Origin of the sequence: Bradyrhizobium sp. 155 (assembly GCF_023101105.1) — a bacterium.
Lineage (GTDB): Bacteria > Pseudomonadota > Alphaproteobacteria > Rhizobiales > Xanthobacteraceae > Bradyrhizobium > Bradyrhizobium canariense_D.
In genome coordinates this window covers 177,157-200,000 of record NZ_CP064704.1, presented here as the reverse complement: position 1 = coordinate 200,000, position 22,844 = coordinate 177,157, and the positions used below count along the sequence as shown (strand labels likewise).

The window sequence follows — 22,844 nt, the reverse complement described above, 5'->3', positions numbered from 1 at the left end:
GTGGTATCGTCATTGCTGAGTGATTCGGGATCGCGCATGACTGAAACGGCCGATGATCTGAGCGCCCCGCTCGGACGGGACAAGCCGCGCCGGAAACGTCGGCTGCGGCTGCCGTTCACGGCCATGCAGCTGCTCGCGGTCCTGCTCGGACTGTTCCTGGTCACCTTTGCCGGCTTCGCCATCTTCAACAAGGATCCGCTCGGCGGCGAGCCAATGACACGGCTCGCGATCCGCGAACCCAATGCCGCAGACAAGGCTGGCGACGACAAGCCGGCCGCGGCCGGCCATGGCCAGGACAGCAAGCAGGAAAGCAAGCAAGAGACCAAGGACGCACCGAAGCAGGCGGGCGAGCAGAAGACCGTCACCATGATCGACGGTTCCACCGGCATGCGCCACGACGTGGTGATCGGCGGCGATGCCGCCGGCAAAAGCGAGACGGCGGCGGCCTCCGCACCGCCGCCCGTCATGGCCGGGATCGACCCAAAACTTCTTGAGAAATCGCGCTATGGCATGATCCCCGCGGTTTCCGGGGATCTGAAGCCGTTCAACGTCTATGCGGCGGATGCCGACCGCGCCAAGGCCGCCAAGATGCCGGTGGTCGCGATCCTGATCGGCGGCCTCGGCGTCGGCGCCGCCAAGACCACCGATGCCATCATGCGGTTGCCAGCGGCGGTGACGCTGGCCTTCACGCCCTATGGGTCCGATCCAGGAAAACTCGCCGAGCGCGCCCGCGCCCAGCGCCACGAGATCTTCCTCCAGATCCCGATGGAGCCCTATGACTTCCCCGACAACGATCCGGGACCGCAGACGCTGCTGACCTCGCTGAGTGCCGACCAGAACATGGACCGCCTGTACTGGCATTTGAGCCGGATGCAGGGCTATGCCGGCCTCACCAATTTCATGGGCGCCCGCTTCATCGCGACGGAGCCGGCGATGCAGCCGATCATCCGCGAGGCGGCCAAGCGCGGGCTCGGCTTCTTCGACGACGGCTCCTCGCCGCGCAGCATCGCGCCGCAAGCGGCCGGCAGCCAGGCGATGCCGTTCGGCAAGGGCGATATCGCGATTGACGCGGTGCCGACCCCGGCCGAGATCGACCGCGCCCTGACCAAGCTCGAAGCGGCGGCGCGCGAGCGCGGCGTGGCCGTGGGCACCGCCTCCGCCCTCCCGGTCTCGATCGAGCGCATCGGCGCCTGGACCAAGACATTGGGCGACCGAGGTATCCTTTTGGTGCCATTGACAACCGCGATGCTGAAATCAAAATCCAGCTAAATCAACGGATTGGTATGGTACAGGCCCGCGGGGCCTGCTTAAGCCTTACCGACAGCATGCGAGAGGTCTGGCGGAATGGCGCGTTACGAGGATCTGCCCTACCGGACCTGCGTCGGCGTGATGTTGCTCAACAAGGACGGACTGGTGTTCATCGGCCGCCGCGCTGGCGGCATCGAGCATGTCGACGACACCCATGTCTGGCAGATGCCGCAGGGCGGCGTCGATCCCGGCGAGGACAATTGGGAGGCCGCCAAGCGCGAGCTCTATGAGGAGACCAGCGTGCGTTCGGTTGAGCGGCTCGGCGAAGTTCCGGACTGGCTCACTTACGACATTCCGCGCACGGTCGCCGGGCGCACCTGGAAGGGCCGCTACCGCGGTCAGCGCCAGAAATGGTTCGCGGTCCGCTTCACCGGCAAGGATAGCGAGATCAACGTCGAAAAGCCCGGCGGCGGTCACAAGGCCGAGTTCGTGAGCTGGCGCTGGGAGCCGATGAAGAACCTGACCGGGCTGATCGTCCCGTTCAAGCGCCCGGTCTACGAGCGCGTGGTGAAGGAATTTTCCGCGCTGGCGCAGGATTAGTTCAAGTCGCCATTCCAGGTTGATGCTAGAGCCAGTTCCGTTCCGATAGAATCGGGACGGGGCTCTAGTTTTTTATTTTGACGCGTTTTCTTGACGCGAACCGGTATCCACTTCGCTCGAAAACGCTCTAATGCACAGCCTGAAATGACGACGAGAGATCCACGCGTGAGCACTGAAAAACCCTACCGTCCCAATGTCGGAATCGCGCTGTTCAATGCCGATGGCCGCGTGCTGATCGGGCACCGCTTCAAGGGCGACGGACCCGAGATCATCCTGCCGGGTCTGGACTGGCAGATGCCGCAGGGCGGCGTCGACGAGGGCGAGGATTTGCGCGATGCCGCGCTGCGCGAGCTCTGGGAAGAGACCAGCGTCAAGAGCGCATCCTATCTCGGCGAGACCGACTGGTTGACTTACGAATTCCCGCCATATGACGGGCCGCAGACACATCGACTGGCGAAATTCCGCGGCCAGCGCCAGAAATGGTTCGCGTTACGCTTCACCGGCAAGGATGACGAGATCGATCCGCTGACGCCGCGCAACGGGCAGCCCGCCGAGTTCGACGCCTGGCGCTGGGAGCGGCTCGACCGCGTCCCCGATGTCGTGGTGCCGTTCCGCCGCCACGTCTACAGCGCAGTGGCGCAGCAGTTTGCGCCGTTCGCGAACTAAAAACGCGAAAAACAACCCCATGCACAGTAGAACGGGGTTGAAATCATTAGAGAACTTTGCCCGGAAATTTGCGTGAGCCTAGTTGATCGGTCCCACCGTGAACGGGCCGATTGCGATGAGGTGGCAGTCGCTGTCGCGCTTGGCGCAGTCGGCGAGCGCGGAATTGACGGCGGTCTGCTCGTCCGCGGCCTTGAGGCCGAGGCCCGGCCGGCCCGCGGTGCCGACCGCGACGGCGTTCCAGCCCATGCCGTCGGCGAGCTTGCGCACGACCTCGTCGCGCGCATCTGCGATGATCGAGGCGTTCGACGCCGCATGGAAGAAGCCGGTGATCCGGAGCAGGGTCGGGATCGGCACGACGAAATTCTCGTCGACCGCAACGACCAGGCAGGCGACGCCGGCGATCGCACCGCACGATTCCAGTGAACGCCGCGCGGCATCGTCGGTGGACGATGCGCCCATCACCATGAAATATTGGCCGCCGGGGCCGAGCGCGACCGCGCGGGATTTTGCCGCGGGCACGAACATGTTCTCGAGCCGGACCTTGGCGGGATCGCGCACCATCGGAAAGTCTTTCGAGGCGAAGGCGCGCTCGGTCATGGCATCATGCCGGACGAACGGTTGCGGCGGCATCGGCGGTTTGCCGTGCGTGTAGACCACATTGTTGCCGACTGCATAGAGCTCGCAACGCCGCGGCGACTGCGCGGCATCGGCGCGCTTCTGGCACTGATCGAGTGCGGCGTTGCGCGCGGCTTCCTCGTTCGGCTGATTCAACGACGCGCCGGTGAACCCGCCGACATTGAGTGCGAACGCCTTGTAGTCGCCGGCAGCGGAATAGTCGCCGGCCAGGTAGTTGCGGATGCGCTCGTTGATGAAGGGGACGCTGTCGGCAGGAAACTTGCCGGCCATCGGTGAAGCCGATGGTGCCGGCATGGGCATCGGCGCTTTCGCCGCCATGGTGGATGACGGGCTTGGCGCTGCTGCCGCAGCCGCGTTGGGCATCGGACTTGATGCTGGGCTTGGCGCGGTCACTGCAACCGCCGGCGCCCTGGTCGTCTCGAGCTTGGTGAAATAGAGGAAGCCGCCGACGCCGATGGCGACGACGGAGACGACACCGACCACCAGCGGCCACATCCAGTTCGGCGCGGCCTCAGCCTTCGTCACCTTCTTGATCTGCGGCGTCGCGTAGCTACCGTCCCCGCGCCGCATCGCCACCATGTAGGCGTGCACCGGCGTCGGGATGTTCTTGACCTCCTGCGCGCCGATATCGGCGAACTGCACCGACAGCTTGTTGGCGACCTGCTCGTGCACGGCGCGGGAGACGCAGATGCCCCCGACCTCGGCGAGGCCCTCGAGCCGGGCGGCGATATTGACGCCGTCACCGAGCAGATCGCCGTCGCGCTCGACCACGTCACCGATGGTGATACCGATGCGGAACGACATCTGCCGGCTCGGCGGATAGGCCATGTTGCGGGTTCGCAGGGATTCCTGAATGTCGATCGCGCAGCGCACCGCATCGACTGCGCTTGGAAATTCCGCAAGCACGGCATCGCCCGCGGTGTTGAAGATGCGTCCGCCCGCCCTGGCAATGAAATCATCGACGACCTCGCGATAGGCGGCGAGACGCCGCAGCGTCTCCTCTTCGTCTTCCGCAACCAGTCGCGAGTAACCGGCAATATCGGCCGCGAAAATCGCTGCGATCTTGCGTTTCATCTGCGGTCGGCCCCCGGAACAAAGTTCGCGGGCGCAGAATGGCGCTATCGGCGGCGCCGTGCAACAAAGTTTCAGCGCCCGCCACTCCCGTGACGAGCGCTGAACTTATTCAGGAATTTTCAGTTCGGGCCCCGGCGCAGTGCACCGGGGCTTAGTGCATCGCCGTGCTGCTGAGCTGCTGCTGGATGCTCTTGAAGTGGTCGAGCCGGGCGATGGCTTGATCGAGCTCGTTGCCTTCGTGCTCCTTCAAGCCCTCTTCCATCTCCGAGATGGTCGCGGCGAACTGCGCGCGGTCGAGCTCGGCCAGCGAGGTCGCGACGTCGGCGAGTACGGTCAGGCCCTTCTCGGAGACTTCGGCGATACCGCCGAGCACGATGATCTTCTCGTGCTTGCCGCCGGTGGTCACGGTGAGAATGCCGGGCCGGATCGCGGCCACGACCGGCGCGTGTCCCGCCAGCACGCCGAAGTCACCTTCGACGCCGGGGATATCGACCTGGTCGACCTCGCCCGAGAAGGCGAGCTTTTCCGGCGAGACGAGATCGAAGTGGAAGGTGGCCATTGGAAACCTGCGAATGGTGAGTAGCGAATTGCGAATGGAGCGGGAGCGGCGCGACTATTCGCTACTCCCTGCTCGCCCTTCGCAGCTTAGGCCGCCTCGGCCGCCAGCTTCTTGCCCTTCTCGATCGCCTCTTCGATGGTGCCGACCATGTAGAAGGCGGCTTCCGGCAGGTGGTCGTACTTGCCTTCGCAGAGGCCGCGGAAGCCCTTGATGGTGTCCGCGAGGTCGACGAACTTGCCGGGCGAGCCGGTGAAGATTTCGGCGACGTGGAACGGCTGCGACAGGAAGCGCTCAATCTTGCGGGCGCGGGCCACCGTCAGCTTGTCCTCTTCCGAAAGCTCGTCCATGCCGAGAATGGCGATGATGTCCTGCAGCGACTTGTAGCGCTGCAGCACCTGCTGGACCTGACGCGCGGTGTCGTAGTGCTCCTGGCCGACGACGAGCGGCGAGAGCATGCGCGAGGTCGAGTCGAGCGGGTCCACCGCCGGATAGATGCCCTTTTCCGAGATCGCGCGGTTCAACACCGTGGTGGCGTCCAAATGCGCGAACGAGGTCGCGGGCGCCGGGTCGGTCAAGTCGTCGGCCGGAACGTAAATGGCCTGCACCGAGGTGATCGAACCCTTCTGCGTGGTGGTGATGCGCTCCTGCAGCGCGCCCATGTCGGTGGCGAGCGTCGGCTGGTAACCCACGGCGCTCGGGATACGACCGAGCAGCGCCGACACTTCAGAGCCGGCTTGGGTGAAGCGGAAGATGTTGTCGACGAAGAACAGCACGTCCTGGCCCTGGTCGCGGAAGTGCTCGGCGACGGTCAGACCGGTGAGGCCGACGCGGGCGCGAGCGCCGGGCGGCTCGTTCATCTGGCCGAACACCAGCGCGCACTTCGACTTGACGCTCGGATCCGGATTATGCGGATCGGCGTTGACCTTGGACTCGATGAACTCGTGATAGAGGTCGTTGCCCTCGCGGGTACGCTCGCCGACGCCGGCGAACACGGAGTAACCACCGTGCGCCTTCGCGACGTTGTTGATCAGCTCCTGAATCAGCACGGTCTTGCCGACGCCGGCGCCGCCGAACAGGCCGATCTTGCCGCCCTTGGCGTAGGGCGCGAGCAAGTCGACGACCTTGATGCCGGTGACGAGAATTTCAGCTTCGGTCGACTGGTCGGTGTAGCTCGGCGCTTCCTGGTGGATGGCGCGCATGCCTTCGGACTGGATCGGACCGGCTTCGTCGATCGGCTCGCCGATCACGTTCATGATGCGCCCGAGCGTGCCTGCACCCACCGGAACCGAGATCGGCTGACCGGTGTCGGTCACTTCCTGGCCGCGGACCAGACCTTCGGTCACGTCCATCGCGATCGTGCGCACGGTGGACTCACCGAGATGCTGTGCAACTTCCAGCACGAGGCGGATGTTGCCGTTCCTGGTTTCCAACGAATTCAGAATGGCCGGCAGATGGCCTTCGAACTGAACGTCGACGACGGCGCCCATGACCTGGGTGACGCGACCGACCTGGGTAGCTGCTGTAGCCATGAAGCTCTCCTTCGAAATTCTTTACTTGAACGACCGTCGTTTGGTTCGTGCGTCAGACCGCCTCGGCGCCGGAGATGATCTCGATCAGCTCCTTGGTGATCTGGGCTTGACGGGTTCGGTTGTAGATCTGGGTTTGCTTGCGGATCATTTCGCCGGCGTTGCGGGTGGCGTTGTCCATGGAGCTCATCTGCGCGCCATAGAACGAGGCGTTGTTTTCCAGCAGCGCACGGAAAATCTGCACCGCGATGTTCCGCGGCAACAGGCCGGAGAGGAGTTCGTCTTCCTCCGGCTCATAGTCGTAGGACGTCGACGGCGCGGTCGCCGCCTTTTCTTCCACGGTCAGCGGAATGATCTGCTGCGCGGTCGGGACCTGGGCGATCACCGACTTGAACTGCGCGTAGAACAGCGTGCAGACGTCGAATTCGCCGTTATCGAAGCGGGCCAGCACCTTCTTGGCGATGTCGTCCGCGTTGACGAAGCCGAGCTGACGAACGCCGCGCAGGTCGAGATGCTCGACGATCTGCTTGTCGTACAGGCGGCGGAGCTGCTCGTAGCCCTTGCGGCCGACGCAGAAGAATTTGACTTCCTTGCCCTGCGCCAACAGCGCCTGGGCGCGCTCGCGCGCGAGGCGCACGATCGAGGAGTTGAACGCGCCGGACAGACCACGCTCGCCGGTGCAGACCAGCAGTAGGTGAACCTGATCCTTGCCGGTGCCGGCCAGCAGCACCGGGGCGCCGGGCGAACCGGCGGCAGCGCTGGCGATGTTGGAGATCACCGCGCTCATCTTGTCGGCATAGGGCCGCGCCGCCTCGGCCGCTTGCTGGGCGCGGCGCAACCGGGACGCCGCGACCATCTGCATGGCCTTGGTGATCTTCTGCGTCGCCTTGGTGGAGGCGATGCGGACGCGCATGTCTTTAAGTGACGCCATTCTTCGTTCACCCCGGCGGTTCGACCCCTTGGATCAAGCCGCTAGCCTATCCCAGTCGTCATGCCCGGGCGTGTCCCGGGCATCCACGTCTTCGTTTCCATGCAGTGAGGCACGGAAGGCCGGGACAAGAAGCCCGGCCTTGCGACCGTTCTCTTATGCGAAGCTCTTGGCGAAACCTTCGACCACCGACTTCAGCTTGGCGGCGGTGTCGTCGGAGAGATCGCGGCTGTCGCGGATCGCGTTGAGGATCTCGACGTTCTTGCCGCGCAGCAGCGACAACAGACCGTCCTCGAACGCGCGCACCTTGTTGACCGGCAGCGGGTCGAGATAGCCGTTGGTGCCGGCCCAGATCACGCAGACCTGCTCTTCCATCTTCAGCGGCGCGAACTGCGGCTGCTTCAGGAGCTCGGTCAGACGCGAGCCGCGATTGAGCAGGCGCTGGGTCGAGGCGTCGAGGTCGGAGCCGAACTGCGCGAACGCCGCCATTTCGCGGTACTGCGCGAGCTCGCCCTTGATCTTGCCGGCGACCTTCTTGGTGGCCTTCGTCTGTGCCGAGGAGCCGACGCGCGACACCGACAGACCGACGTTCACCGCGGGGCGAATGCCCTGGAAGAACAGGTCGGTTTCCAGGAAGATCTGGCCGTCGGTGATCGAGATGACGTTGGTCGGAATGTAGGCCGACACGTCGTTGGCCTGGGTTTCGATGACCGGCAGCGCCGTCAGCGAGCCCGAACCCTGGTCCTTGTTCAGCTTCGCCGCGCGCTCGAGCAGGCGGGAATGCAGATAGAATACGTCGCCCGGATAGGCTTCGCGGCCCGGCGGGCGGCGCAGCAGGAGCGACATCTGGCGGTAGGCGACGGCCTGCTTGGACAAATCGTCATAGATGATGACGGCGTGCATGCCGTTGTCGCGGAAGTACTCGCCCATGGTGCAGCCGGTGAACGGCGCGATGTACTGCATCGGTGCCGGATCCGACGCGGTGGCGGCGACGATGATCGAATATTCGAGCGCGCCCTGCTCTTCCAGCACCTTCACGAACTGGGCAACCGTCGAGCGCTTCTGGCCGATCGCGACGTAGACGCAATACAGCTTGATGTTCTCGTCCGGCTGCGCGTTGAGCGGCTTCTGGTTGAGGATGGTGTCGAGCGCGATCGCGGTCTTGCCGGTCTGACGGTCGCCGATGATCAGCTCGCGCTGGCCGCGGCCGATCGGGATCAGGGCATCGATCGCCTTGAGGCCGGTCGCCATCGGCTCGTTCACCGACTTGCGCGGAATGATGCCGGGCGCCTTGACGTCGACGCGCATGCGCTTGTCGGCCTGGATCGGGCCCTTGCCGTCGATGGGGTTGCCGAGCGCGTCGACGACGCGGCCGAGCAGGCCCTTGCCGACCGGCGCGTCCACGATGGCGCGGGTGCGCTTGACGGTCTGACCTTCCTTGATCTCGCGGTCAGCGCCGAAAATAACGATACCGACGTTGTCGGTTTCGAGGTTCAGCGCCATGCCGCGGGTGCCGTTCTCGAATTCGACCATTTCACCGGCCTGGACGTTATCCAGACCGAAAACGCGAGCGATACCGTCGCCGACGGACAGCACCTGTCCGACTTCGGAGACTTCAGCTTCCTGGCCGAAATTCTTGATCTGGTCCTTGAGGATCGCGGAAATTTCCGCGGCGCGGATGTCCATCAGCCTGCCTCTTTCATCGCGTGCTTGATCGAATTGAGTTTGGTGCGAAGCGAGCTATCGACCATTCGGCTGCCAAGCTTGACCACGAGGCCACCGATGATCGAGGGATCGACCTTCACGTTGAGCGCGACGTCCTTGCCGGTCACCGACTTCAGGGCAACCTTGAGGGCGTCGAGATTCTTGTCCGAGAGCGCCTCCGCCACGGTGACGTCGGCCGTCGCCTCGCCCTTGAACTTGGCGACCAGGGCGCGATAGGCGCGGATGACGTCAGCCACCGCGAACAGGCGGCGGTTGGCGGTCAGCACTTTCAGGAAATTGGCGGAGATGCCGGCGATGCCGGCCTTGTCCAGCACGGCCGAGAGGGCTCTGGACTGGGCATCGGCCGCGAACACGGGGCTGCGGACGAGGCGCTTCAGATCGGCGCTTTCGTTCAGCATGCCCTCGAATTTTTCGAGATCGGCTTTGACCTCGTCGACCACTTTCTGGTCGCGGGCCAGTTCAAACAAGGCCGTTGCATAACGGCCCGACACACCGGAAACGGACGTATCTTCTGCAGCCACAGACGTGCTCTTTTTGCTGTCAAACTCGCAAGGGAAAAACCGTCGCCACGAAGCGGCGCCTAGCGATCCAAGCCCTTGGAATTCAAGCGGGACTTCGATTTTCGACCCCGCACGGAAGTGCCGGGCTCGTTAAAATCGCGGCTTTGCTAACATAGCAGGCGCGCACGTGCAACATGACGCCAAATTAAAGGCATGACGTTCTGTCGCCAGTTCGTCGCACTCCACGACGACGCGACGACGACCTTGCCATGCCGCGGAATTGCCACAGCGCTTAAGCCCAACCCTGAGCCGAGGCCGGCGATTGGTTCCTGCCCTCAGCGCATAGCCGCCATGAACACGGATCGCTGAGGCGTGATTTCAGCCCTCACGGCTCCACTCGCCGAATACTTTCTGAATTCTAAATGCGGAAAGCGATGACTTCGTTTTACAGTATTCGCGAGTAATATAGAGGTTAACAAACTGCTAAATTCCAATATTACGGAATGTCGGCCGAATATCCCTGCCGGTAACAAGATATTACACAGCGACACAGAACGGATTTACTGCCCAATTCACGCCTCATTAGGAATCGAAACGCGATCCCGCTCGCAAACTTACGGGGGCTCCACTTGCCACATATGTGGCAATACTAGCTTAGGGACCAATATATGCTTTGTTTGAAGACGCTGGGCTCAGTGACCCGGCCGCGTAAGGCGATCGCCTTTGTTGCCGCAACTCTTCTCATCGGGGGAACTGCCACCGAAGCTTCCGCCAAATCCCGCCATCACCATCGCTATTCCCACCATCATCACCGCCACCACGCCCAGACCGATGCCAACACGACCTCCGATTGGCGTAACGCCAATGCATCGATGACGCCGTCGCAGGGCACCGGACGTTCCTTCTCCGGCATGGCTTCCTTTTACGGGAACGAGTCCGGCAGCAGGACCGCCTCCGGCCAGCGCTTCAACCAGAACGCCATGACCGCGGCGCACCGTTCACTGCCGTTCGGCACCAAGCTGCGTGTCACCCATGGCGGCTCGAGCGTCATCGTCACCATCAACGACCGTGGCCCGTTCATCCGCGGCCGTGTCCTCGACCTCTCCACGGGCGCTGCCCGTGCCATCGGCCTCACCGGCGCCGGCGTCGGCCGCGTCACTGCCGAAGTCGTCTCCTAAAGCGCGACGCCTGAAACAAGCTCGCCGTCTTGGGGGACGGCGGGCTTTTTGTTTGTTCTTCCGCCGTTATTGCGAGGAGCGGAGAGACGAAGCAATCCAGACTGCCTCCGTGGAGGGATTCTGGATTGCTTCCGCCTTCGCTAAAGCTTCGGCGGACAAGTCGCTGCGCTCGCAATGACGGGGAGTTTTGCAGCTCCTTACAAAAAGCTCTGCGGATCGACGTCGACTTCGAGCTTTTGATTGCCCTTCGGCTTCGGGCATGCGGCAAGCCAGTTGCGCAGATAATCCGACAGGTCGAAGCCGCGCGCCGATTTCACCAGGATGCGGAAGCGGTAGCGGCCCTTGATGACCGCGAGCGGGGCTTCCGCCGGGCCCAGCACCACAACGCGTTCGTCGCGCGGCGCGAGCGCAACGAGGTGGCGGCCAAAGCCTTCGGCGCTCGGCCGGTCGCCGGCGGAAATGATCAGGCTCGCGAGCCGCCCGAACGGCGGATAGAGCGTGCGTTCGCGCAAATCGATCTCGCTATCGTAGAACGCTTCGCGGTCGCAGGCGATCAGCGCCTTCATCACGGGATGATCGGGCTGGTGGGTCTGGAGATAACCGATGCCACGGCCCTGCTCGCGCCCGGCGCGGCCGATCACCTGGTTGAGCAACTGCCAGGTGCGCTCGGAGGCGCGCGGATCGCCATTGGACAGGCCGAGATCCGCATCGACCACGCCCACCAGATTGAGCCGCGGAAAATTGTGGCCCTTGGCGACGAGCTGGGTGCCGATGATGACGTCGACGCGGCCCTCCGCGATGTCGTTCAGCTCGGAGCGCATCGTCTCGATCGAGGTGATGAGATCGCTCGACAGCACCATGGTGCGGGCCTCCGGGAACAGCGCCGCCGCCTCCTCCTGCAAGCGCTCGACGCCGGGCCCGACCGCGACCAGCGATTCCTCCGCCGCGCAATGCGGACAGGTTTGCGGGCGCGGCATCGAGAAGCCGCAATGGTGACAGACGAGGCGCTGGCGGAAGCGGTGATCGACCAGCCAGGCATCGCAGATGGTGCAGGCGAAGCGATGGCCGCAGGCGCGGCACAGCGTCAACGGCGCATAACCGCGGCGATTGAGGAACAGTAGCGCCTGCTCGCGCCGCTCGATCGCGGTCCTGATCTCGGACGCCAGCCGCGGCGAGATGAAGCGGCCGCGCGCCGGCGGCTCGCGGCGCATGTCAATGGCCTCGATATGTGGCATGTGCTGGCCGCCGAAGCGCGACGGCAGAGCGATGCGCTGATAGCGGTTCTTGCGCGCATTGACCTCGGATTCGACCGACGGCGTCGCCGACGCCAGCACGATCGGAACCTTTGCGATATGCGCGCGCACCACCGCCATGTCACGGGCGTGATAATGCACGCCCTCGTCCTGCTTGTAGGCTTGGTCGTGCTCTTCATCGACCACGATGAGGCCGAGATTGGCGTAGGGCAGAAAGAGCGCCGAGCGCGCGCCGACCACAACCGGCGCGCTGCCCTCGGAGATCGCCGCCCAATTGCGCGCGCGGGTGCGCGGCGTCAGCTCGGAATGCCATTCCAGAGGGCGCACGCCAAAGCGCTGCGCGAAGCGATCGAGGAACTGGCCGGTGAGCGCGATCTCCGGCATCAGGATGAGCGACTGTTTTCCGCGGCGGATCGCCTCGGCGACGGCTTCGAAGTAAACCTCGGTCTTGCCCGAGCCGGTGACACCGTCGAGCAGCGCGACGTGAAAGCTGCCGTTGGCGGCGAGTGCGCGCATGGCATCGACCCCGGCGCGCTGAAGCGGCGAAAAATCCGGCCGGCTGAAATCCGGATCTGGGGCCGGCGGCGGCGGAGGCGGGGGCATCGGCTCGACCGAGAGCGTTCCTTCGTCGACGAGGCCGTCGATCACGCCGGCCGAAACCCCGGCCTCTCTGGCCGCCTCGGACTTGCCGTGCAGCAGCCGGTCCGACAGCACCTCGATCAGGCGCTGCCGCGCCGGCGTCAGACGTTTTGGCGGATCGCCGACCAGGCGCACGCCGGCGCGCACCCGCTCGGGGCCGAGGTTTTCGCCCATCCGCAGGCACATGCGCAGCACCATGCCGCGCGGGCTCAACGTGTAATTGGCGATCCAGTCCACGATCGCACGCAGCTCGGGCTTCAACGGCGGGATGTCGAGCTTTTCGCTGACCTCCTTGAGGCGGTTGTGCAGGCGCGGATCAGGATTGGCGTTTTCGGCCCAGACCACGGCGAGCACCTCGCGCGGGCCGAGCGGCACGCCAATAATATCGCCCGCCTTCAGCTCCATTCCGCGCGGCACCTTGTAGGAATAGGTCTGGTCGAGCGCGACCGGCACCAGCACGTCGACCATGCGGGTCGCGTTGGCGGAGACGGCGTTGCTGCGCGACGTGTGATCCATGGAGGGGGAATCGGAACCCGGGGGCTTCAAGGCTAGCGCCCTGAGGCGGCCTTAGCGAACGATAAACGAGTGTGATGCGATATACTGAGTGGAATCACCACGTCCAGAGCGCATGAGCAAAGCGGCCGCCCCACAAATCGAGCTCGCCAGCGCCGATCCTGACATCGCGCGGGAGATGACGCGCTGGCTGTCGCATCTCGGCGCGGAGCGGCGGCTGTCGCCGAAGACGCTGGAAGCCTATGCCCGCGATTTGCGGCAGTGCCTGATTTTCCTCTGCGGCCATTGGGGCGAGCGAGTGACGCTAAAGCGTTTCGCCGCGCTGGAGGCCACCGATATCAGAGCCTTCATGGCGATGCGCCGCGCCGACGATATTGCCGGCCGCAGCCTGATGCGCGCGCTCGCGGGCCTGCGCTCGTTCGGCCGCTTTCTCGAGCGCGAAGGCAAGGGCAAGGTCGGGGCGCTCTCGGCGATCCGCGCGCCGAAAGTCGCAAAGAGCCTGCCCAAGCCGCTGCCGATGGCGTCGGCCAAACGTCTTGCGGACGCCGACGAGCGCGCCGGCGAGGACCGCGAGACCTGGATTCTTGCGCGCGACGCCGCCGTGATGGCTCTCCTCTACGGCTCAGGCCTGCGCATCTCCGAAGCGCTGGGGCTGACGCGCCGCGAGGTCCCGCGTCCCGGTGAAGGCGACGTGCTGATCGTGACGGGCAAAGGCAACAAGACCCGCATGGTGCCGGTGCTCCAGAACGTGCTCGCACTGGTGCAAGAATACGTTTCCATGTGCCCGTATCCGCTGCCGGCGGAGGGGCCGATCTTCGTCGGCGCACGCGGCGGGCCCTTGAGCCCGCGCATCATCCAGCTCGCGATGGAGCGGCTGCGCGGCGCGCTCGGCCTGCCCGACAGCGCCACGCCGCACGCGCTCCGGCATTCCTTCGCCACGCACCTGTTGTCACGCGGCGGCGATTTGCGCGCGATCCAGGAATTGCTCGGCCATGCCTCGCTCTCGACCACGCAGATCTATACCGGCATCGATGCCGAGCGGCTGCTGGAAGTCTATGCCAGCGCGCATCCGCGCCGATAGCGGCTCAGTTGGCGAGATACTCGATATCGTAGACGTAGTTCGAGCCGCGCCCGACCTCGACGCGGACCATCGGCCTGAACGTCTCCAGCCGCTCGTACAGCGGCGCCGTGACCTTCACCGGTTGGCCCGCGATGCGAACGAGATAGTCCGCTTTGCGGCGGCTACCTGACCTCCACGCACGATCGACACGGCCTTCGATCACAAGGCGGGACGTCAGGTGATCGAGAAACAGCATTCGTCCGGCATACCATGCAAGACCGCTGCCGAGCAGCACGATCAGGATCATCGAGGCGAACGCCTTCGCCTGGTCACGCCATGAGCCGTACAGCGGAGGTTGTCGCAGCTGCGAGCCGACGATAATCAGGCCCAGAACAACGAGGCCGACATGGACGTCGTTGACTGCGATGATCGAGCTCTTGTCATAAAACCGCAACAGGCCGATGTAGGTCAGGCCAAGCGCGAGGACAATCTTGCCGACGAACGGAAAGGCCGCGGTGTTGCGGGCCTTCAGCAGCGCAAGCGCGGATGCGAGGATGGAAGGCCAGACGCAGGCTGCGATGAATTCCGCTGTGGTCATGGGACAGGACTAGATCAGCCCCGACGCGAAACCCTTAATTGCAACGGCCATCGCGGCTTGCCACTTGCGCCCGTCGCGCAGTTCGGTCAATCGTTGGTAAACAGGCAGGAGGGATTTATGAGCGCACATGAAAGCATGGAGCATGCCGAGCACGCCGAACACGCGTCCGGCTCGAACAAGAAGATCGCGCTCCTGATCGCGGTTCTGGCGCTGTTCCTGGCGATCTCCGAGACGCTCGGCAAGGGCGCCCAGACCGAATCGATCAGCAAGAACGTCGAGGCCTCCAACCTCTGGGCGTTCTTCCAGGCCAAGAGCATCCGCCGCACCGTGGTGCAGACCATGGCCGACCAGGGCAAGCTCATCCTCGGCGCGGCGAGCGACGAGGCCAACAAGGTGGCCGTGCAGAAGCAGATCGAGGACTGGCAGAAGACCGCGCAGCGCTACCGCTCCGAGCCGGAGACCGGCGAAGGCACCGAGCAGCTGGCCGAAAAGGCCAAGCACGCCGAGCATGAGCGCGACGAGGCGACTGCGAAATATCATCACTTCGAGCTGGCGTCCGCCGCCTTCCAGATCGGCATCGTGCTGGCCTCAGCCACCATCATCACCGGCATGCTGCCGCTCGCCTGGATCGCGGGCCTGCTGTCGCTTGCCGGACTTGGGATGACCATGCTCGGCGCATGGTCGCCGCATCTGCTGCATCTGCATTGAGGCTCGTAGCCCGCATGAGCGCAGCGACATGCGCGCTGTCATGCCCCGGCTTGACCGGGGCATCCAGTACGCCGCGGCTTCTCCGTAGCCATTGCCGTCTCTGGAATACTGGATCGCCCGGTCAAGCCGGGCGATGACAGCGAGTCTGCGGTGAGGCTTCACCGCGCTTCGTGCACGCTCTTGCGAAAGCGCTGGATCAGGCGGAGCGTGCGGGAGGACCAGCCTTCGCCGTTGCCGGCGATCAGCTCCTTGATGCGTCGCTTGACCGGATCGACCAGCTCGGCGGCCTTGGCACGCAGCTTCAGCACCAGATCATAGAGCCGCTCGAACCACGCCATCTCCATCAGCTTGTCGCGCGTCACGTCGAACACGAAGGCGGTGACGCCGACCCCGAGCAGCTTTGCGAACACGATGGTGAAGACCGCGCTGGTCCAGTATTCGTGCGTGAGCAGCCACAGGCCAACCAGCTTGAGCGGAAACAGCGGGACGATCGGTACAGCGAACACGATCAGCGTCATCGCTGGCGACAGCGCATCGACGCGGTCCGACAGCCATTGCTTGAACCGCGCAAGCGGGACGATTGCGACAACCCGCGCGACGATCGGTTCGAGATGGTCCCACAGCCAGGCTTCGATCAGGAAGATGATCGCAAGCAGGACCCAGACCGGTTGAAGCAGGCGGCGTAGCATGTGTTTCCCGCCCGATTCGGCGCTGGGCGCGACCTACATATGGATGGCCCGCTTGCCGACTGCAAGCGCGGCTTCCTTGATGGCCTCGGAGCGCGTCGGGTGCGCGTGGCACGTGCGCGCGAGATCCTCCGCGCTGCCGCCAAACTCCATGAGAACGGCTGCCTCATGGATCATTTCGCCGGCTTCGCGGCCGATAATGTGCACGCCGAGGACGCGATCGGTCTTCGCATCTGCGAGAATCTTCACAAAGCCGTCGGTGGTCTGGTTGACCTTGGAGCGCCCGTTGGCGGTAAAGGGAAACTTTCCGACCGTATAAGCCACGCCCGCCTGCTTCAGCTCCTCCTCGGTCTTGCCGACGGAGGATACTTCCGGCGTGGTATACACGACGCCTGGGATAACATCGTAGTTCACGTGGCCGGCCTGCCCGGCGATGATCTCGGCAACCGCGACGCCTTCATCCTCGGCCTTGTGCGCGAGCATCGGGCCCGCGACGACGTCGCCGATGGCATAGACGCCCTTCACGCTGGTGGCGAAATGCGGGTCGATCTGCACGCGGCCGCGATTGTCGAGTGCAACACCGGCTTCCTTCAGGCCGAGCCCCTCCGTGTACGGCACACGGCCGATACAGACGAGAACGACGTCGGCCTCCAGCGTCTCGGCAGCGCCCCCCGCGGCGGGCTCGATCGTCGCCTTCAGCGTCTTGCCGGAGGTGTCCACGCCCGTGACCTTGGCACTGAGCTTGAAGGCAAAGCCCTGCTTCTCCAGGATGCGCTGGAATTGCTTGGCGATCTCGCCGTCCATGCCGGGCAGGATGCGGTCGAGGAATTCGACGACGACCACTTCGGCGCCGAGACGGTGCCAGACCGAGCCGAGCTCGAGGCCGATCACGCCGGCGCCGACGATCAGCAACTTGCCGGGGACCTTGTCCAGCGACAGCGCACCGGTCGACGACACGATGCGGGTCTCGTCGATCTCGATGCCCTTGAGCCGCGCGATGTCCGAGCCGGTGGCGATCACGATGCTCTTGGTTTCGACGACCTGCGACTTGCCGTCGGCGGAGATCTCGACCTTGCCGGTGCCGAGAATCTTGCCGGCGCCCTTGAGCACGTCGATCTTGTTCTTCTTCATCAGGAACTCGACGCCCTTGACGTTGCCGTCGATGCCCTGCTGCTTGAAGTTCATCATCGCAGGCAAATCGAGCTTCGGCGCGGAGACGCTGACGCCCATCTTGGCGAAGGAATGCCCGGCCTCCTCGAACATTTCGGAGGCATGCAGCAGCGCCTTCGACGGCATGCAGCCGACATTGAGGCAGGTGCCGCCGAGCGTCGCGTTCTTTTCCACCACGGCGACTTTCATGCCGAGCTGCGCTGCACGCACCGCGCAGACATAACCGCCCGGTCCGGTGCCGATGACGACGAGATCGTAGGTAGCCATGAGAGAAAGTCCCGTAAGTTTAGCGTTGAAGGATGTGTCAGCGTCCGCGCGGCGCGTCAGCGTCCGCCGGACACATCGAGAATGGCTGAGGTAACGTAGGAGGCATCGTCCGACATCAGCCAGACGATGGCATTGGCGACTTCATCGGCCGTACCGACGCGCTTCATCGGCACCATATGGGCCAAGCGATGGGCGCGGTCGGGCTCACCGCCGGCAGCGTGGATTTCGGTGTCGATCAGGCCGGGGCGGATGCCCGCGACGCGAATGCCCTCGCCGGCAACCTCATAGCCGAGGCCGATGGTGAAGGAATCGATCGCGCCCTTGGACGCGGCATAGTCGACATAGGTGTTCGGCGCGCCGAGCTTGGCCGCAACCGACGACAGATTGACGATGACGCCGCCCTGGCCGCCATGCCTGGTCGACATCCGCTTCACGGCTTCGCGCGCGCAGAGGATGGAGCCGGTGACGTTGACCGCCATCACACGCTGGATGCGCTCGGCCGACATCTCGTCGACGCGCACGCCGCTGGTCCCGACAATACCGCCATTGTTGACGAGCGCGCCGAGCGTGCCGAACGCGTCCGCGGCCTTGAACAGCGCCAGGATGTCGCTTTCCTCGGCGACGTCGCATTTCACCGCGATGGCCTTGCCGTTGCTGGCCGCGATCTCGGCGACCACCTCATCGGCGGCCGTCTTGTTGCTGGCATAGCCGACAACGATCCGGAAGCCGCGTGCCGCGGCGGCAATTGCGGTCGCACGGCCGATGCCGCGGCTGCCGCCGGTGATGACAACGACTTTATCCGTCACGCGCGCCTCCATAGTTCGACACGCGCCGTCGCGAAAGGCGACGGCGCTCGCAGAGCATCAGCGATCAGAGATCGAGCACCAGGCGCGCCGGATCTTCCAGGCTCTCCTTGACGCGGACAAGGAAGGTCACGGCTTCCTTGCCGTCGATGACGCGGTGATCGTAGGACAGCGCCAGATACATCATCGGGCGGACCTCGATCTTGCCGCCGACGACCATCGGCCGCTCCTGGATCTTGTGCATGCCGAGGATGCCGGACTGCGGCGCGTTCAGGATCGGGGTCGACATCAGCGAGCCGTAGATGCCGCCATTGGTGATGGTGAAGGTGCCGCCCTGCATCTCGTCGATCTTGAGCTGGCCGTCGCGGGCGCGGCGGCCGAAATCGGCGATGCCCTTCTCGATGTCGGCGATCGACTTGTTGTCGCAGTCGCGCACCACGGGCACGACGAGGCCCTTGTCGGTGCCGACGGCGACGCCGATGTGATAGTAGTTCTTGTAGATCAGATCGGTGCCGTCGATCTCGGCGTTGACGGCCGGGATGTCCTTCAGCCCCTGGACGACGGCCTTGGTGAAGAAGCCCATGAAGCCGAGCTTCGAGCCATGCTTCTTCTCGAACGCATCCTTGTAGTGGGCACGCAGCGCCATGACGTTGGTCATGTCGACCTCGTTGAAGGTCGTGAGCATCGCGGCGGTGTTCTGCACGTCCTTGAGGCGGCGCGCGATTGTCTGGCGCAGCCGGGTCATCTTGACGCGCTCTTCGCGGGCGGCGTCATCGGCCGGCGACGGTGCGCGGACCTGAACCGCTGCGGCCGGCTGGTTGACGGGGGTCGGCGCCGAGGCCGCACGCTCGATCGCGGCGAGCATGTCGCCCTTGGTGACGCGCCCGTCCTTGCCGGAGCCGGGAACGGTCGAGGCATCGACGCCGGTCTCGGCCGAGAGCTTTCGCACGGAGGGAGCGAGCGGCGCATCGGCCGGTGGCGCCTTCGCCGCGGCGGGAGCAGCAGCGGCCGCAGGAGCGGCAGCCGCGGGCTTCGCGGGCGCAGCTGCCGGCTTGGCAGCGCCGGCGGCGCCTTCGGTAATCTGGCCGAGCAGCGCGCCGACGGCGACGGTGGCACCATCGGCGGCGATGATCTCGCTCAGCGTGCCGGCTGAGGGCGCCGGGACTTCGATGGTGACCTTGTCGGTCTCGAGCTCCACCAAGGGCTCGTCGACGGCGACGGGATCGCCGGCCTTCTTGAACCAGCGGCCGATGGTGGCCTCGGTGACGGATTCGCCGAGGGTCGGCACACGAATTTCAGTCATGGTCTTTTCCTTAAGGAGATCGCCAATGCGGACATAGGTGCAGATGTCAGCGCCCGCGGATGCGGGCGATCCAGTACGCCGTGACAGTCGTGATAGAGACGGGCGGCGCGGAATACTGGATCCCCCGCCCCGGTGCGCAATTGCGCACAAGGCGGGGCATGACGAGGTGTAAAAACTTCTCAGCTCAATGCTTCGTCCAGGAACGCCTTCAGCTGCGCCTGATGCTTCGACATCAGACCCGTGGCGGTCGCAGCGGAGGCGGCGCGGCCGACATAACGCGGACGCCGGCTCGCACCGTTCACCTGGTTCAGCACCCACTCCAGATAGGGCTCGATGAAGTGCCAGGCACCCATGTTGCGCGGCTCTTCCTGGCACCACACCACTTCGGCCTTCTTGAAGCGCGACAGTTCGGCCACCAGCGCCTTGAGCGGCACCGGATAGAGCTGCTCGACGCGCATCAGATAGATGTCGTCCATGCCGCGCTTCTCGCGCTCCTCGTAGAGGTCGTAATAGACCTTGCCCGAGCAGAGCACGATGCGGCGGATCTTCTCGTCGGGAACGAGCTTGATCGCTTCGCTCGGCAGCATCTGGGCGTCGTCATAGAGGATGCGGTGGAAGGTCGTTCCCTTCGCGAGCTCCTCGAGACGCGACACCGCCCGCTTGTGACGCAGCAGGGACTTCGGCGTCATCACGATCAGCGGCTTGCGGATCTCGCGATGAAGCTGCCGGCGCAGCACGTGGAAGTAGTTCGCCGGCGTGGTCGGATAGACCACCTGCATGTTGTCTTCCGCGCACATCTGCAGATAGCGCTCCAGACGCGCCGAGGAGTGCTCCGGTCCCTGGCCTTCATAGCCGTGCGGCAGGAGGCAGACGAGGCCGGACATGCGCAGCCATTTGCGCTCACCCGAGGAGATGAACTGGTCGAACACGACCTGCGCGCCGTTGGCGAAGTCGCCGAACTGCGCTTCCCACAGGGTGAGCGTGTTCGGCTCGGCGAGCGAATAGCCGTATTCGAAGCCGAGCACGGCTTCTTCCGACAGCAGCGAGTTGATGACCTCGTAATGGCCCTGCTCGTGACCGAGATGGTTGAACGGCGTGTAGCGGCTCTCGTCTTCCTGGTCGATCAGGACCGAGTGGCGCTGCGAGAAAGTGCCGCGCTCCGAATCCTGTCCGGACAGGCGGACATGGTGGTTCTCGTTGAGCAGCGTGCAGAACGCCAGCGCTTCGCCGGTCGCCCAGTCGATGCCCGTGCCGCCGTCGATCGCCTTGGCGCGGTTTTCTAGGAAGCGCTGGATCGTGCGGTGGACGCGGAAACCGTCCGGCACCTTGGTGATCTTGCGACCGATGTCCTTCAGGGCGGCGATGTCGACGCCGGTGACGCCACGCCGCGCATCTTCTTCCTGATCGGCGATCTTGAAGCCGGCCCATTTGCCGTCGAGCCAATCGGCCTTGTTGGGCTTGTAGCCGGAGCCGGCTTCGAGTTCGGCATCGAGCCGCGCGCGCCAGTCGGCCTTGGCCTTCTCGACCTCGCCCTCGGTCAACACGCCTTCGCTGATGAGGCGGCGGGCGTAGAGTTCGAGCGTCGACGGATGGGCCGCGATCTTCTTGTACATCACCGGCTGGGTGAAAGCCGGCTCGTCGCCCTCGTTATGGCCATGCCTGCGGTAGCAGAACATGTCGATGACGACGGGCTTGTGGAATTTCTGCCGGAACTCGGTCGCAACCTTGGCCGCGAACACGACGGCTTCCGGATCGTCGCCGTTGACGTGGAAGATCGGCGCGTCGATCATCTTCGCCACGTCGGACGGGTAAGGCGACGAACGGGAATAACGCGGATAGGTGGTGAAGCCGATCTGGTTGTTGACGATGAAGTGCACGGAGCCGCCGGTGCGGTAGCCCTTCAGGTCCGACAGGCCGAAACATTCCGCGACCACGCCCTGGCCGGCGAACGCGGCGTCACCGTGCATCAGCAGCGGCATCACCGAGATGCGCATATCCGGCGGATCGCCGTGCTGATCCTGCTTGGCGCGGACTTTTCCGAGCACCACGGGATCGACGATCTCCAGATGCGAGGGGTTGGCGGTCAGCGACAGATGGATGCGGTTGCCGTCGAACTCGCGATCCGAAGACGCGCCGAGGTGATATTTGACGTCGCCCGAGCCTTCGACCGCATCAGGATTGGCCGAACCGCCCTTGAACTCGTGGAACAGCGCGCGATGCGGCTTGCCCATCACCTGGGTCAGGACGTTGAGGCGGCCGCGGTGCGGCATGCCCAGCACGACCTCCTTCACGCCGAGATTGCCGCCGCGCTTGATGATCTGCTCGAGCGCGGGGATCAGCGATTCAGCACCGTCCAGGCCGAAGCGCTTGGTGCCGGTGAACTTGGTGTCGCAGAATTTCTCGAAACCTTCGGCTTCGACCAACTTCATCAGGATGGCACGGCGACCTTCGCGGGTGAACGAGATTTCCTTGTCCGGCCCCTCGATCCGCTCCTGGATCCACGCCTTCTGCGCCGCGTTGGTGATGTGCATGAACTCGACGCCGAGCGTCTGGCAGTAGGTGCGCTCGCAGATCGCGGTGATTTCGCGCAAGCTGGCGTATTCGAGACCGAGCACATGGTCGAGGAAGATCTTGCGGTCGAAATCGGCTTCGCTGAAGCCGTAGGTCCGCGGGTCGAGCTCTTCGCGATTGCGCTGGGCTTCGATGCCGAGCGGATCGAGCTTGGCGTGGAAGTGACCGCGCATGCGGTAGGACCGGATCAGCATCAGGGCCCGGACCGAGTCGCGGGTGGCCTGGAGAAGGTCGGCGGAGGAGAGGCCGCCGCTCTTATCGCCACCCTTGGCCTGCGCCTTGGCAGCGATCTTGGCTCCGACCGTCTTCTCGACTTCCGCCCAATTGCCGTCGAGCGCGGAGGTCAGATCATCCTGCGGGGTCAGCGGCCAGTTGGCGCGCTCCCAGGACGGGCCTTGGGCGTTCTTGCTGATGTCACCCGGCTGGTCGTTGAGGCTCTTGAAGAAGTCCTGCCACTCGGCATCCACCGAGGACGGGTCCTTCTCGTAGCGGGCGTAGATTTCGTCGATGTAGGTGGCGTTGGTGCCCTGCAAAAAGGAGGAGAGGGCAAAGGCTGCGTTCGCGTCTTGGCGAGACATACTTGAGTTCCTGGCGATTTCGGTTCGCGCATAACAAACGGCGCTGGCGCTGGGC

At 64.5% G+C, this 22,844-nt stretch carries 19 protein-coding genes; 6 read left to right on the top strand and 13 right to left on the bottom strand.

Annotated elements, in window-relative coordinates; translation table 11 throughout:
- The first annotated feature begins 36 nt into the window (after positions 1–36).
- From IVA93_RS00970 to IVA93_RS00960, 3 genes are all read left to right on the top strand, one after another.
- Positions 37–1,269, top strand: coding sequence for a divergent polysaccharide deacetylase family protein (locus IVA93_RS00970; protein ID WP_018459849.1), 1,233 nt, complete (start codon positions 37–39; stop codon positions 1,267–1,269).
- 75 nt (positions 1,270–1,344) lie between these two features.
- Positions 1,345–1,848, top strand: a complete 504-nt coding sequence (locus tag IVA93_RS00965; RefSeq protein WP_018459848.1) for an RNA pyrophosphohydrolase — start codon at positions 1,345–1,347, stop codon at positions 1,846–1,848.
- A 165-nt stretch (positions 1,849–2,013) separates the two neighbouring features.
- Complete coding sequence (locus IVA93_RS00960; RefSeq protein ID WP_018459847.1) at positions 2,014–2,514, top strand: RNA pyrophosphohydrolase; 501 nt, start codon at positions 2,014–2,016, stop codon at positions 2,512–2,514.
- Between the two features lie 78 nt (positions 2,515–2,592).
- On the opposite strand, the gene IVA93_RS00955 is transcribed toward IVA93_RS00960, so the two are convergent.
- The 6 genes from IVA93_RS00955 to IVA93_RS00930 all read right to left on the bottom strand — a co-directional run bounded on the left by IVA93_RS00955 (position 2,593) and on the right by IVA93_RS00930 (position 9,483).
- Positions 2,593–4,224, bottom strand: coding sequence for an adenylate/guanylate cyclase domain-containing protein (locus tag IVA93_RS00955; RefSeq protein WP_018459846.1), 1,632 nt, complete (start codon positions 4,222–4,224; stop codon positions 2,593–2,595).
- A gap of 151 nt (positions 4,225–4,375) precedes the next feature.
- The gene (locus tag IVA93_RS00950) at positions 4,376–4,783 is read right to left on the bottom strand and encodes a F0F1 ATP synthase subunit epsilon (RefSeq protein ID WP_018459845.1); all 408 of its coding nucleotides are present in this window, start codon (positions 4,781–4,783) and stop codon (positions 4,376–4,378) included.
- A gap of 86 nt (positions 4,784–4,869) precedes the next feature.
- The gene (gene atpD, locus IVA93_RS00945) at positions 4,870–6,312 is read right to left on the bottom strand and encodes a F0F1 ATP synthase subunit beta (RefSeq protein ID WP_007598896.1); all 1,443 of its coding nucleotides are present in this window, start codon (positions 6,310–6,312) and stop codon (positions 4,870–4,872) included.
- Between the two features lie 52 nt (positions 6,313–6,364).
- Positions 6,365–7,240, bottom strand: a complete 876-nt coding sequence (locus tag IVA93_RS00940) for a F0F1 ATP synthase subunit gamma (RefSeq protein WP_026233891.1) — start codon at positions 7,238–7,240, stop codon at positions 6,365–6,367.
- Positions 7,241–7,393: 153 nt separating this feature from the next.
- The gene (gene atpA, locus IVA93_RS00935) at positions 7,394–8,923 is read right to left on the bottom strand and encodes a F0F1 ATP synthase subunit alpha (RefSeq protein ID WP_018459843.1); all 1,530 of its coding nucleotides are present in this window, start codon (positions 8,921–8,923) and stop codon (positions 7,394–7,396) included.
- The gene (locus IVA93_RS00930) at positions 8,923–9,483 is read right to left on the bottom strand and encodes a F0F1 ATP synthase subunit delta (RefSeq protein ID WP_026233890.1); all 561 of its coding nucleotides are present in this window, start codon (positions 9,481–9,483) and stop codon (positions 8,923–8,925) included. Before IVA93_RS00930 ends, atpA begins: the two co-directional genes overlap by 1 nt.
- 647 nt (positions 9,484–10,130) lie before the next feature.
- Between IVA93_RS00930 and IVA93_RS00925 the strand changes: the two genes are divergently transcribed.
- Positions 10,131–10,640: a septal ring lytic transglycosylase RlpA family protein gene (locus tag IVA93_RS00925; RefSeq protein ID WP_026233889.1), complete on the top strand. Its 510-nt coding sequence runs from the start codon at positions 10,131–10,133 to the stop codon at positions 10,638–10,640.
- 197 nt (positions 10,641–10,837) lie between these two features.
- Here IVA93_RS00925 and IVA93_RS00920 read toward each other — a convergent pair whose 3' ends face one another.
- Complete coding sequence (locus IVA93_RS00920; RefSeq protein WP_247789619.1) at positions 10,838–13,048, bottom strand: primosomal protein N'; 2,211 nt, start codon at positions 13,046–13,048, stop codon at positions 10,838–10,840.
- 112 nt (positions 13,049–13,160) lie between these two features.
- On the opposite strand from IVA93_RS00920, the gene IVA93_RS00915 reads away from it, so the two are divergent.
- Positions 13,161–14,126, top strand: a complete 966-nt coding sequence (locus tag IVA93_RS00915) for a tyrosine recombinase XerC (protein ID WP_018459839.1) — start codon at positions 13,161–13,163, stop codon at positions 14,124–14,126.
- A gap of 4 nt (positions 14,127–14,130) precedes the next feature.
- Here IVA93_RS00915 and IVA93_RS00910 read toward each other — a convergent pair whose 3' ends face one another.
- The gene (locus IVA93_RS00910; RefSeq protein ID WP_018459838.1) at positions 14,131–14,703 is read right to left on the bottom strand and encodes a hypothetical protein; all 573 of its coding nucleotides are present in this window, start codon (positions 14,701–14,703) and stop codon (positions 14,131–14,133) included.
- Positions 14,704–14,820: 117 nt separating this feature from the next.
- On the opposite strand from IVA93_RS00910, the gene IVA93_RS00905 reads away from it, so the two are divergent.
- Positions 14,821–15,411, top strand: coding sequence for a DUF4337 domain-containing protein (locus tag IVA93_RS00905; RefSeq protein ID WP_026233888.1), 591 nt, complete (start codon positions 14,821–14,823; stop codon positions 15,409–15,411).
- Between the two features lie 158 nt (positions 15,412–15,569).
- On the opposite strand, the gene IVA93_RS00900 is transcribed toward IVA93_RS00905, so the two are convergent.
- From IVA93_RS00900 to IVA93_RS00880, 5 genes are all read right to left on the bottom strand, one after another.
- The gene (locus IVA93_RS00900) at positions 15,570–16,100 is read right to left on the bottom strand and encodes a hypothetical protein (protein WP_018459836.1); all 531 of its coding nucleotides are present in this window, start codon (positions 16,098–16,100) and stop codon (positions 15,570–15,572) included.
- A 33-nt stretch (positions 16,101–16,133) separates the two neighbouring features.
- Complete coding sequence (gene lpdA, locus IVA93_RS00895; protein ID WP_018459835.1) at positions 16,134–17,534, bottom strand: dihydrolipoyl dehydrogenase; 1,401 nt, start codon at positions 17,532–17,534, stop codon at positions 16,134–16,136.
- Positions 17,535–17,590: 56 nt separating this feature from the next.
- Positions 17,591–18,352, bottom strand: a complete 762-nt coding sequence (locus IVA93_RS00890; RefSeq protein ID WP_018459834.1) for an SDR family oxidoreductase — start codon at positions 18,350–18,352, stop codon at positions 17,591–17,593.
- Positions 18,353–18,404: 52 nt separating this feature from the next.
- Positions 18,405–19,640, bottom strand: coding sequence for a 2-oxoglutarate dehydrogenase complex dihydrolipoyllysine-residue succinyltransferase (gene odhB / locus IVA93_RS00885; protein ID WP_026233886.1), 1,236 nt, complete (start codon positions 19,638–19,640; stop codon positions 18,405–18,407).
- 179 nt (positions 19,641–19,819) lie between these two features.
- Entirely contained in the window at positions 19,820–22,789 is a 2,970-nt protein-coding gene (locus tag IVA93_RS00880; protein WP_018459832.1) for a 2-oxoglutarate dehydrogenase E1 component, read from the bottom strand.
- Between the last annotated feature and the right edge of the window lie 55 nt (positions 22,790–22,844).

Excerpts from the sequence above, each read along its gene's own strand:
- IVA93_RS00970 (WP_018459849.1), top strand. The coding sequence starts at position 37 with ATGACTGAAACGGCCGATGATCTGAGCGCCCCGCTCGGACGGGACAAG.
- IVA93_RS00965 (WP_018459848.1), top strand. The coding sequence starts at position 1,345 with ATGGCGCGTTACGAGGATCTGCCCTACCGGACCTGCGTCGGCGTGATG.
- IVA93_RS00955 (WP_018459846.1), bottom strand. The coding sequence starts at position 4,224 with ATGAAACGCAAGATCGCAGCGATTTTCGCGGCCGATATTGCCGGTTAC.
- IVA93_RS00950 (WP_018459845.1), bottom strand. The coding sequence starts at position 4,783 with ATGGCCACCTTCCACTTCGATCTCGTCTCGCCGGAAAAGCTCGCCTTC.
- atpD (WP_007598896.1), bottom strand. The coding sequence starts at position 6,312 with ATGGCTACAGCAGCTACCCAGGTCGGTCGCGTCACCCAGGTCATGGGC.
- IVA93_RS00940 (WP_026233891.1), bottom strand. The coding sequence starts at position 7,240 with ATGGCGTCACTTAAAGACATGCGCGTCCGCATCGCCTCCACCAAGGCG.
- atpA (WP_018459843.1), bottom strand. The coding sequence starts at position 8,923 with ATGGACATCCGCGCCGCGGAAATTTCCGCGATCCTCAAGGACCAGATC.
- IVA93_RS00925 (WP_026233889.1), top strand. The coding sequence starts at position 10,131 with ATGCTTTGTTTGAAGACGCTGGGCTCAGTGACCCGGCCGCGTAAGGCG.
- IVA93_RS00920 (WP_247789619.1), bottom strand. The coding sequence starts at position 13,048 with ATGGATCACACGTCGCGCAGCAACGCCGTCTCCGCCAACGCGACCCGC.
- IVA93_RS00915 (WP_018459839.1), top strand. The coding sequence starts at position 13,161 with ATGAGCAAAGCGGCCGCCCCACAAATCGAGCTCGCCAGCGCCGATCCT.
- IVA93_RS00910 (WP_018459838.1), bottom strand. The coding sequence starts at position 14,703 with ATGACCACAGCGGAATTCATCGCAGCCTGCGTCTGGCCTTCCATCCTC.
- IVA93_RS00905 (WP_026233888.1), top strand. The coding sequence starts at position 14,821 with ATGAGCGCACATGAAAGCATGGAGCATGCCGAGCACGCCGAACACGCG.
- IVA93_RS00900 (WP_018459836.1), bottom strand. The coding sequence starts at position 16,100 with ATGCTACGCCGCCTGCTTCAACCGGTCTGGGTCCTGCTTGCGATCATC.
- lpdA (WP_018459835.1), bottom strand. The coding sequence starts at position 17,534 with ATGGCTACCTACGATCTCGTCGTCATCGGCACCGGACCGGGCGGTTAT.
- IVA93_RS00890 (WP_018459834.1), bottom strand. The coding sequence starts at position 18,352 with ATGGAGGCGCGCGTGACGGATAAAGTCGTTGTCATCACCGGCGGCAGC.
- odhB (WP_026233886.1), bottom strand. The coding sequence starts at position 19,640 with ATGACTGAAATTCGTGTGCCGACCCTCGGCGAATCCGTCACCGAGGCC.
- IVA93_RS00880 (WP_018459832.1), bottom strand. The coding sequence starts at position 22,789 with ATGTCTCGCCAAGACGCGAACGCAGCCTTTGCCCTCTCCTCCTTTTTG.